The 9,854-nt window shown below is 66.5% G+C and carries 10 protein-coding genes; 5 read left to right on the top strand and 5 right to left on the bottom strand.

Annotation, left to right across the window (positions count from 1 at the left end; genetic code table 11):
* Positions 1–645: 645 nt before the first annotated feature.
* A complete protein-coding gene (locus SAHL_RS05970) occupies positions 646–2,037 on the bottom strand; it encodes a class II fumarate hydratase (RefSeq protein ID WP_123590487.1) in 1,392 nt (463 codons plus the stop codon).
* A 146-nt stretch (positions 2,038–2,183) separates the two neighbouring features.
* Here SAHL_RS05970 and purB point away from each other — a divergent pair, with 146 nt between their 5' ends.
* Together purB and SAHL_RS05960 are read left to right on the top strand one after the other, a co-directional pair.
* Complete coding sequence (gene purB / locus SAHL_RS05965) at positions 2,184–3,572, top strand: adenylosuccinate lyase (RefSeq protein ID WP_123590486.1); 1,389 nt, start codon at positions 2,184–2,186, stop codon at positions 3,570–3,572.
* 4 nt (positions 3,573–3,576) lie between these two features.
* Positions 3,577–4,194 carry a nitroreductase family protein gene (locus tag SAHL_RS05960; RefSeq protein ID WP_123590485.1) on the top strand — a complete coding sequence of 206 codons (618 nt, stop codon included), beginning with the start codon at positions 3,577–3,579 and terminating at the stop codon, positions 4,192–4,194.
* Between the two features lie 143 nt (positions 4,195–4,337).
* Here the strand turns inward: SAHL_RS05960 and SAHL_RS05955 are convergent, their stop codons facing one another.
* Entirely contained in the window at positions 4,338–4,778 is a 441-nt protein-coding gene (locus SAHL_RS05955; RefSeq protein ID WP_123590484.1) for an acyl-CoA thioesterase, read from the bottom strand.
* A 121-nt stretch (positions 4,779–4,899) separates the two neighbouring features.
* On the opposite strand from SAHL_RS05955, the gene SAHL_RS05950 reads away from it, so the two are divergent.
* From SAHL_RS05950 to SAHL_RS05940, 3 genes are read left to right on the top strand one after another with little or no spacing between them, the layout of a single operon-like run.
* Positions 4,900–5,520 (top strand): TetR/AcrR family transcriptional regulator, encoded by a 621-nt coding sequence (locus SAHL_RS05950; protein ID WP_245968407.1) that lies wholly within the window; start codon positions 4,900–4,902, stop codon positions 5,518–5,520.
* A gap of 22 nt (positions 5,521–5,542) precedes the next feature.
* On the top strand, positions 5,543–8,005 hold the full coding sequence (locus tag SAHL_RS05945) for an acyl-CoA dehydrogenase (protein ID WP_123590483.1): 2,463 nt from the start codon (positions 5,543–5,545) through the stop codon (positions 8,003–8,005).
* Positions 8,006–8,060: 55 nt separating this feature from the next.
* Positions 8,061–8,492, top strand: a complete 432-nt coding sequence (locus SAHL_RS05940; protein WP_123590482.1) for a DUF3293 domain-containing protein — start codon at positions 8,061–8,063, stop codon at positions 8,490–8,492.
* Here SAHL_RS05940 and SAHL_RS05935 read toward each other — a convergent pair.
* The 3 genes from SAHL_RS05935 to SAHL_RS05925 form a co-directional block, all read right to left on the bottom strand.
* Positions 8,489–8,785, bottom strand: coding sequence for an Rdx family protein (locus tag SAHL_RS05935; RefSeq protein WP_221177855.1), 297 nt, complete (start codon positions 8,783–8,785; stop codon positions 8,489–8,491). The two genes, SAHL_RS05940 and SAHL_RS05935, sit on opposite strands and share 4 nt — an antisense overlap.
* Positions 8,778–9,227: an acyl-CoA thioesterase gene (locus SAHL_RS05930; protein ID WP_123590492.1), complete on the bottom strand. Its 450-nt coding sequence runs from the start codon at positions 9,225–9,227 to the stop codon at positions 8,778–8,780. Before SAHL_RS05930 ends, SAHL_RS05935 begins: the two co-directional genes overlap by 8 nt.
* Positions 9,228–9,324: 97 nt before the next feature.
* Complete coding sequence (locus tag SAHL_RS05925; protein ID WP_123590481.1) at positions 9,325–9,777, bottom strand: DUF3015 family protein; 453 nt, start codon at positions 9,775–9,777, stop codon at positions 9,325–9,327.
* Positions 9,778–9,854: the final 77 nt, after the last annotated feature.

The raw sequence follows: 9,854 nt of genomic DNA, 5'->3' as shown, positions 1-9,854 counted from the left end.
GCCGTCCGCAAGGACGGCGGGCCGCCGCTCCGCCGACCGAAACGGCCGGCTCATGGCAGCGGCCACCGGAAAGGGCATGCGGCCTCGAGCCCAGCGGCGATGGCACCCTGACGCGGATCGCTCGGCCAAGTGCCCCGCCCTCGCCCTGTGCCGGACGGCCGAACGATCGATGGCGACCGCCACCAGGTCACGCGCGTCCCTCGAACCTGTGTGATTGCAAGGGTCCGAACCGTCACGTACCGCGATCTGTCGGCCTCCTCCAAGGACCAGCGGTTCGTGCGCACGGGGCCACCCCGCCCGCGATCCGGCCGTGGCGTAGCGCGCCGTACGCATCGAAACGCAACGCCGGAGCCGCCCCGGTCACACGTCAACCGCACCGATCTCAATCCCGCGTAACGTCTCGGACGATCCTGCACGAGCCGAGCGCGCACCGACCGGGCTGCCGGCGATAGAGGCGCCGAATCGCACATCCACGGCGTCGACGCCGGCCGCGCTCGCCTCGCACCGTCGTAACGGCATCCTTCGGGTTCGCGGGCCGATGGCGCGACCGTGACCGCTCGTCGAGCCGAGTCGGCGTCGGCGCAAGTCAGCGCCCGGGGCCCGCCGAAACGGGCCCCGTACGCAGATACGCGGTATCGAAACGGCTCACTTCTTGATGCCGCCCTCGGTCAGGTCCTTGGGATCGAGCAGCCGATCGAGTTCCGCCTCGCTGAGATCACTCTGCTCCATGGCCAGCTCCTTGACCGGCCGGCCCTCCTTGTAGGCCTGCTTGGCAATGGCGGCCCCCTTGTCGTAACCGATCACCGCGTTCAGCGCCGTGACCAAGATCGGGTTCTTGGACAGCGCATCGTCCAGGTTGGCCTCGTTGACCGTGAACCCGGCGATGGCCTTGTCGGCCATCACGCGGCTGGTGTTGGCCATGAGCTCGATGGACTGCAGGAGATTGTAGGCGATCACCGGCAGCATCACGTTGAGCTGGAAATTGCCGGACTGGCCGGCCACGGTGATGGTGGTGTCGTTGCCGATCACCTGGGCGGCCACCATCGCGGCGGATTCGGGAATCACCGGATTGACCTTGCCCGGCATGATGCTCGAGCCCGGCTGGAGCGCGGGCAGCTGAATCTCGCCGAGCCCTGCGAGCGGGCCGGAATTCATCCAGCGCAGGTCGTTGGCGATCTTCATCATCGACACGGCGATGGTCTTGAGCTGGCCGGACAGCTCCACCGCGGCGTCCTGCGAGGACAGGCTCTCGAAATAATCGTGGCTGGCGTGGAAATCGCAGCCGCTCGCCCGGCTGATGGCCCGGGCGAAGCGCTCGCCGAATTCCGGATGCGCGTTGATGCCCGTGCCCACGGCCGTGCCGCCCTGGGCGAGCCCGCGGATCCGGGTCAGCGCGGACTCGACGCGGGCGATGCCGGATTCGATCTGGGCGGCCCAGCCGCCGAGCTCCTGGTCGAAGCGCACGGGCATGGCGTCCATGAGATGCGTCCGCCCGGTCTTGACCACGTCGGCGAGCTCGTCGCCCTTGCGGTGCAGCGTGTCGCGCATGTGCCGCAGCGCCGGCAACAGGCGCTTTTCGCTCTCGATCACCGCGGCCACGTGGATCGAGGTCGGGATCACGTCGTTGGACGACTGGCCCATGTTGACGTGATCGTTGGGATGGACGGTCTGGCCGGCGGCTTCGGTCGCGAGATGGGCGACCACCTCGTTGGTGTTCATGTTGGTCGAGGTGCCGGAACCGGTCTGGAAGATGTCGACCGGGAACTGATCGTCGTGGCGCCCCGCCGCGACCGCGGTCGCCGCCTCGATGATGGCCTCGGCGACGGCCTTGTCCAGCAGCCCCAGATCGCGGTTGACCTCGGCCGCACTGGCCTTGATCAGCCCGAGGGCGTTGATCATGGCGCGCGGCGCGCGCAGATCGGAGATCGGGAAGTTGTCGACGGCCCGCTGCGACTGCGCGCCCCAGAGCGCGTTCTTCGGCACCTTGAGCTCGCCCATGCTGTCTTTTTCGATCCGGTAGTCGTCGTTCGCGGCCATCAATCGCTCCGTTGCAAGCCTGTGTCTTTCAGCCCGTGCCGCCCGACGCGCGTCGGGCCGGCGGCAGTGCGATGCGCACCGCAGACCGTGTCGATTCGGTAGAATCGCGGATTCTATCACCCGCTCGATTCACCGGATGCGTGCCCATGGCGATGCAATTGACCGCGCTGTCTGCGATTTCCCCCATCGACGGCCGCTACGCCGACAAGACCTGGGATCTGCGCGAGATCTGTAGCGAATACGGGCTCATCCGCTATCGCCTGATCGTGGAGATCCGCTGGCTGCAGGCGCTGGCCGCCGAACCCGATATCCCAGACGTCGGTCCGTTCTCCGAGCAGGCCGACGCGTTTCTCGAACGCCTTATCGCCGACTTCGACATCAACGAGGGGCAGCAGGTCAAGGCGATCGAGGACACCACGAATCACGACGTGAAGGCGGTCGAGTACTACCTGCGCAACAAGATCAAGGCCGTCGACGAGATCGCCCACGTCAACGAGTTCATCCACTTCGGCTGCACCTCGGAGGACATCAACAATCTCGCCTACGCGCAGATGCTGCGTGACGCCCGCAACGACAATCTGCTGCCGGCCATCGATCGGGTGATCGCGGCCATCGGCGCGCTCGCCCACGACTACGCGGACGTCGCCATGCTCTCGCGCACGCACGGCCAGTCGGCCTCGCCGACCACGCTCGGCAAGGAGATGGCGGTCTTCGCCCAGCGTCTGGCCCGCCAGCGGGCGCTGCTCGCCGAAGTCGAGATCTTCGGCAAGATGAACGGCGCCGTGGGCAACTACAACGCCCATCTGGCCGCCTATCCGAACGCGGACTGGCCGGCGATCGCGGCCCGCTTCATCCGCGGCATGGATCTGGAGATCAGCCCAGCCACCACGCAGATCGAGCCGCACGATTTCATCGCCGAGTTCTTTCATGCCGTGATGCGTGTCAACACGGTGCTCGTCGATTTCGCGCGCGACGTCTGGGGTTATATCTCGCTCGGCTATTTCAAGCAGTCGACGGTCGAGGGCGAGATCGGCTCCTCGACCATGCCGCACAAGGTCAATCCGATCGATTTCGAGAACGCCGAGGGCAATCTCGGGCTGGCGAACGCGATCATGGACCATCTGGCCGCGAAGCTGCCGATCTCGCGCTGGCAGCGCGATCTCACCGATTCCACGGTACTGCGCAACCTCGGCGTCGGGCTGGCCCACGGCGGCGTCGCCTATGCGTCGCTGCTCAAGGGCGTCCGCAAGCTCGAGGCCAATCCCGAGCGGCTCGCGGCCGACCTGGACGCCAACTGGATCGTGCTCGCGGAGGCAGTGCAGACGGTCATGCGCGTGCGCGGCATCAGCGGCGCCTACGAACAGCTCAAGGCGCTGACCCGCGGCAAGGTGATCGACGCCGACGCCATGCACACGTTCATCGACAGCCTCGACATCCCCGCCGACGACAAGGCGCGACTGCGCGCCATGCGTCCCCAGGACTACGTCGGCAACGCCCCGGCGCAGGCCCGGGCGGCACCCGGCGGCGCGGTCTGAGCCGGTGGACGTCTTCGAGGCCATCGCCACCCGGCGCTCGGTGCGCCATTTCGACCCCGCGCACCGCATGAGCGACGACGAGATCGACACGCTCATGACCCACATCCTGCTGTCGCCGACCGCCTTCAACATCCAGAACTGGCGGTTCGTGGCGGTGCAGGATCCGGCGCTGCGCGCCGAAATCCGCAAGGCGGCCTGGGATCAGGCCCAGGTCACCGAGGCGTCGCTGCTGCTGGTGATGTGTCTGGACCTCAAGAGCTGGGCGAAATCGCCCGAGCGCTACTGGCGGCACGCGCCGGCGCAGGTCAGCGAGTCGATGGTGCGCGAGATCCGGCATTTCTATCGCGACGACGAGATGCTGCAGCGCGACGAGGGCATGCGCTCCTGCGGCATGGCCGCCCAGACCGCCATGCTGGCCGCACGGGGCATGGGATACGACTCCTGTCCGATGGACGGCTTCGACTTCAAGCGGGTCGGCCATCTGATCAACCTGCCGCCGGATCACCGGATCTGCATGATGATCACTTTCGGCAAGGCGCAGGCGGCCGCGCATCCGCGTAGTGGCCAGCTCGACCTGTCCGAGGTGTTCGTGCGCGACCGCTTCACCGAAAGCGAGCGCTGAACCCCGCGCACGCGGCGCCGATGGCATGCGCCCGGCTGTATACATCATCTCGACCGCCCTGTTCGCACTAACGGGCAGCCGTCGCAGCATGGCAAGCCCTGCGCGGCCGCGGTGCGGCGTCTGTACGACCGCGCTGGACCCCGTTACTCCTCCGGGGGCACGTGCTCGAGCGTCCGGATGCGTTCACGCACCGTCTCGGGCACCCGCATGCTCGTCTGCGCGCCGAAATCGAACCACACCACCACGGTGTCGTAGACCGCGATGACGTCGTCGGTCTCGGCGTAGAACAGGCACTGCTCCAGCTCGAAGCTGGATCGGCCGATGCGTTTGACGCGGGTGCCGATCTCGATCTCCGCGGGAAAACGCAGTTGCTGGCGAAAGCTGCAGCGCAGATCGGCCAGAATCGGGCCATCGCTGGTCTGGGTATCGCCGTCGTCGGCGATCGTATGCATGTAGTCGATGCGCCCGTCCTCCGAGTAACGATAGAAGACGGTGTTGTTGACGTGGCCCAGGCTGTCCATCTCGCCCCACTTCACCTTGATGGCGACGTAGTGCGCGTAATCGGAACGCGTCGGTTGGCGCATGCGGTTTCTTCCTTCCAGCTGTGCGGTTCCATACGGCGCCGTATTGACACGGCCCGGCAACTCGACGACATTATACGGGAGTCCAATTGTGCAGTGCGCAATGCCGAAGCCTCAGAAAACGATGCTCACCAGCCGGGACTGGGCCGAAGCCGCCCTCGATGCGATCGGCCAGCGCGGCGTCGAGGGCGTGGCCGTGGAGCCGATCGCGCGCGATCTGGGCGTGACGAAGGGGAGCTTCTACTGGCATTTCGCCAACCGCGAAGCCCTGCTCGTGGCCGCGCTTCAACTCTGGGAGGCGCGCGAGACCGACGATGTGCTGGAGCGGGTCCGCCAGGAGACCGACCCCCGCGCGCGCATCCAGCGCCTGATCACCGAGGTCAACGCCTCCCGCCGTGCCAGTCGTATACACACCGCCCTGTCGAGCGCTACCAAGCCCGGTTTCGTGCGCGATTACGTCGAACGCGTGTCCAAGCGCCGCCTCGATTTCATCCAGGATTGCTATGCCGGCCTCGGCCTCGGGGCCGAAACGGCGCGCCGCTGGGCGCTGATGACGTTCTCGGTGTTTCTCGGCGCGCTGCAGATCCGGCGCGACCTGCCGGGTGAATGGCCGACCGCCGACGAGCCCGCCTTCGGCGATTACGTGAAGTTTCTGATGGTCACGCTCGTCCCGCCCGATCTGGACGGTGACGACGCGGCCACGACCGACGCGGCGCCCGCTGGCACAGCGGCTCGCAACGGTTGAGTCTTTTACTACGGAGGTTCCCATGACAGCTCTGTTATCGATACTGGTCGCGATCGCGGCTGCCTGGACGCTGGCCTACCTCGGCGTCTCGCTGGTGGTCTGGAGCGCAGCGGTCGTCATCTACTTCGCCGCGCTGGCGGCGGTGGGCGCGATCGGCTGGGTCGGGCTTCTGATCGCGGCCGTGGTCTTCGCACCGCTGCTGATCCTGTTCAACAGTACCCCGCTGCGGCGTCGCTTTGCGTCCAAACCCATATTCAAGGGTTTCAAGGCCGTACTGCCGCCGATGTCGGACACCGAGCGCGAAGCGCTCGAAGCCGGCAGCACCTGGTGGGAAACGGAGATGTTCCGCGGCAAACCGGACTGGCAGTACCTGCTGGATTTCAAGCGCACCCAGCTCACCGAGGCCGAGCAGTCGTTTCTCGACAACGAGACGGAAACGCTCTGCGGCATGCTCGACGAGTGGGAGATCAGCGCCGAACTCAAGGACATCCCGCAGGAAGCCTGGGAATACATCCGCGCGCACAAGTTCTTCGCCATGCTCATTCCCAAGGCCCATGGCGGTCTGGGATTCTCCGCGGTTGCGCAGTCCACCGTGGTGGCCAAGATCGCCTCGCGCTCGCTGACCACCGCGGTCACGGTGATGGTGCCGAACTCGCTGGGCCCGGGCGAACTGCTCGTGCATTACGGCACCAAGGAACAACAGGACAAATGGCTGCCGGGCCTGGCCGACGGCAGCCAGATCCCCTGCTTCGGGCTGACCGGCCCCGAGGTCGGCTCCGACGCCGGCGCGCTGCCGGATACCGGCATCGTCTGCCGCGGCGAGTACAACGGCGAGGAGGTGCTCGGCATGAAGCTCGCCTTCTCCAAGCGCTGGATCACGCTGGCGCCGGTGGCGACGGTCATCGGCCTGGCCTTCAAGCTCTATGACCCCGACGGCCTGCTGGGCGACCCGGACACGACCGACTACGGCATCACCTGTGCGCTCATCTCCGCCGACGAGCCGGGGGTGGAGATCGGCCGCCGCCACTCACCGGGCGCCTTCATGAACGGGCCGATCTACGGCAAGGACGTATTCGTGCCGCTGGATGCGATCATCGGCGGGCAGGAGAAGGCCGGCGGCGGCTGGCGCATGCTGGTCGAGTGCCTGTCGGCCGGCCGCGGCATCTCGCTGCCGGCGCTGTCCTCGGCCGCCTCGAAGACGGCCTATCGCATGACCGGCGCCTTCGGTCGCATCCGGCGCCAGTTCAAGGTGCCGGTGGGCAAGTTCGAGGGCGTGCAGGAGGCCACCGCGCGCATCGGCGGCCTCAACTACAAGATGGAGGCTGCGCGCATCTTCACCGCGAGCGGCGTCGATCAGTGCACGCCGGCGGTGGTCACGGCCATGGCCAAGTACCACATGACCGAATGGATGCGCCAGATCGTCAACGACGCCATGGACGTACACGGCGGGCGCGGCATCCAGCAGGGGCCACGCAACTATCTGTTCTCCTCCTATCAGTCCATCCCGATCGCGATCACGGTGGAGGGCGCGAACATCCTGACCCGCAGCCTGATGATCTTCGGTCAGGGCGCGATCCGCTGCCATCCCTACGTCTTCCCCGAGATGGAGGCGGCACGCAACGACGATCTCGAGGAGTTCGACACCCTGCTCTGGTCGCATGTGGGCCACTCGGTCAACCGGGCCGCGCGCACGCTCACCTTCGGCCTGTCCGGGGCGATGACCGCCAAGGCGCCCGTGTCGGGCGTGGCCGCGCCCTACTATCGTCAGCTGGAGCGCTTCTCCTCGGCGCTGGCGATCTGTTCGGACATCACGATGGGCATGCTCGGCGGCGAACTGAAGCGCAAGGAACTGCTCTCCGCCCGCCTGGGCGACGTCCTGTCCGAGCTCTACTTCGGCTCGGCGACGCTGAAGTTCTTCTATGACGAGGGCGAAAAGGACGAAGACATCGAACACCTGCACTACGTCATGCAGGACTGCCTGCACAAGATCGAACAGGCATTCGACGGCTTCTTCCGCAATTTCCCCAACCGGTTCGTCGGCGGCGCGATGCGCGTGCTCGTCTTCCCGACCGGTCGTCATCACAAGGGACCGAGCGATCGCCTGATCAACACCATCGGCGACGCCATCCTCGAGCCGTCGAGCTTCCGTGATCGTCTGACCGCGAACATCTATCTCGGGACCGACGAGCACAGCGCAACGGGCCGCATGGAAAAGGCCTTCGACAAGCTGATCGAGGTCGAGCCGGCCTTCGAGAAGTTCGCCAAGGCGGTCGGCAAGGGCGAGGCCGAAGGCTTCACCGTGGACGAGCAGCTGGCCAGTGCGGTGGCGGCCGGCGTGCTCACGGACGCCGAGGCGCGCCAGGTCAAGGAATACGACGACCTGCGCTACGACGCGATCCTCACCGACGCGTTCAGCAAGGAATATCTTGCCGATCCCGTCAATCACCGCCACGAGGACCATCGCATGGAATCGCGGGTCGCCTGAGACGCGTCCCGCTTTTCCCACAAGACCCCGGGCCACGGCCCGGGGCTTTTCACGCATGGACTCATCGCTCGAAACCGCCTTTACCACGACCCGCTACTGCATTGCACACGAGGGCGATCGCTGCGTGATCCGAATCGGCGAACCCACGCCCGCGCGACTGGCAGGCTGGGTGCGCCGATATGACGGCAGCGGCCGGGCATGGCTGATCACCGCCTGCAATCCCGGTGCCGCGATTCTCGATACGGATCGCAACCGCGGACGAACTGAGTTTCTGCGCCACTGGGTTGCCACGCGCGCCACAGCGTGGCTTTCGAGCGTCAACGAGGCTGCGGACGGCCGCTGGCCGGACGAGCCCGGCGTGCTCGCTGCGGGGCTTGAGGAAGGTCGGATGCGTGCCCTGGCGCGGCGACTGGGGCAACTGGCCATCGTGCAGGTGCCGGCTGCGGCACCGGTGTCATTACTCTGGCTGCATAAAGCGCCGGCCTAGCGTTCCGAGTGTCCGAGATCACGCGACGGTGTCAGGCGATCGCGGATCTGCTGCTTGATCGGCTTGGGCTCCGGGAAACCGCCGTCGCGCTCGCGCGAGTGCAGACATTCGCCGTCGAGCCGGATCTCGAAGGTGCCGGGTGACGACGGCACGAGCGCGACTTCGCCAAGGGTGTCGCCGAAGGTCGTGAGCAGTTCCTGCGCCATCCAGGCGGCACGCGCCAGCCAGCGACAGCCCGGGCAGTAGCGGATCTCCACCCGCGGCGCGTGGATGGCTGCCGGCGCCTCAGCCACCGGCTTCTGCGACCGGTCGATAGGCGTCGACAAAACGCTGCGGCATACGCTTCGGCCGACCGTTCGACAGACCGACCGTCACGTACTGGGTCCGCGCTCGCAGCAGTGTGCGGCCATCGCCCACGCGACGAATCTGGAACGCGCGCCACATGGTCAGTCGGCCGTCGTTGTCCACGATCCAGGTCGCCACCTGCAGCCTGTCGCCAAGTTCGGCGGGCAGCAGGTAGTCGAGCTCGTGCCGGCGGACCACGCAGGCGGCATCGAGGGCCTGATAAGTCGTCCAGTCCAGGCCGAGCGCTTCGGTGTGCGCCCAGGCGGCCTGTTCCAGAAAACGCAGATAGACCGCGTTGTTGACGTGCTGCAGCCGGTCGATGTCGGCTTCCAGGACGTCGATGTCGATATGAAACGGGACCTCGATGTCCCAGCGATCGCTTCGCGGCATCGTGCGCTCGTCTGCGGCAGGATCACGCGCCCACATCCAGTGGGCGCAGCGGACGCGGCCGATGCGCCATGCATCGGCCGGCCGGAGACAATGGCGATCAGCTCGCCGTGCCGCTCGCAGCGACCTTCATGTCCGGCGGCGTGCCGACCGTATCGTAGAGGCGGGTGAGCCACTGCTCGGCATCCGCTTCACCGGAAAACAGGTCCTGATAGTTGGCCTGCATCTCGGCCTGGAAGGCGTTCGCATCGTCGGCATGCATCAAATAGGCGAGTGTCTCCAGATGTTCACCCTGACCGCGGGCGGCCTCGCGCTGCAGCATCGCCATCTGGGATCCCACGAATTCACGACGAGCCGCATGCGTGCGCGCATCGACATCGTTGGCGGTGTCGGTGGTCACCGCGCTGGTGCCTTCGACCGCGTTCGTCGTGGCGTCGGCGATACGCGCCGAACCGTCGACGATGGTGTCCGAGGTAATCGTGATCTGAGAGCAGCCGGCAAGTGCGCCGCCGGCCAGAGCGAGAACGCCCAGACGAAGAACGTTGGACCGCATGGGGTACTCCCTGATTGGTGTAATGCATTGTCATTAAAGCGCGTATTGCCATACGGCGCAAGCTCGCACGGGCATCC

This window comes from Salinisphaera orenii subsp. halophila YIM 95161 (genome assembly GCF_003732545.1).
In the GTDB taxonomy this organism is placed as follows: Bacteria; Pseudomonadota; Gammaproteobacteria; order Nevskiales; family Salinisphaeraceae; genus Salinisphaera; species Salinisphaera orenii_A.
The sequence above is the reverse complement of the archived record's forward strand: the minus strand, read 5'-3'. Positions and strand labels throughout refer to the sequence as shown.